The sequence below is a fragment of the Arthrobacter sp. Cza30 genome (genome assembly GCF_059090765.1).
This window is the reverse complement of sequence record NZ_JBNHGA010000025.1, coordinates 1-390: the sequence shown is the minus strand read 5'-3', so window position 1 is coordinate 390 and position 390 is coordinate 1. Positions and strand designations below refer to the sequence as shown.

Genomic DNA, 390 nt, shown 5'->3' with positions numbered 1-390 from the left:
CATTGTGCAATATTCCCCACTGCTGCCTCCCGTAGGAGTCTGGGCCGTGTCTCAGTCCCAGTGTGGCCGGTCACCCTCTCAGGCCGGCTACCCGTCGACGCCTTGGTGAGCCATTACCTCACCAACAAGCTGATAGGCCGCGAGCCCATCCCGAACCGAAAAATCTTTCCAACCGCTGAAGATGCCTTCGCAGCTCATATCCAGTATTAGACGCCGTTTCCAGCGCTTATCCCAGAGTCCGGGGCAGGTTGCTCACGTGTTACTCACCCGTTCGCCACTGATCCACCCAGCAAGCTGGGCTTCACCGTTCGACTTGCATGTGTTAAGCACGCCGCCAGCGTTCATCCTGAGCCAGGATCAAACTCTCCATAAAAAATGAATGCCACTCGA

At 56.7% G+C, this 390-nt stretch carries 1 rRNA gene; it reads right to left on the bottom strand.

Going from position 1 to position 390, the window contains the following annotated elements:
• Nucleotides 1-373: ribosomal RNA gene (locus AC5RVZ_RS32205) — 16S ribosomal RNA — on the bottom strand; the annotation flags it as partial.
• Nucleotides 374-390: the final 17 nt, after the last annotated feature.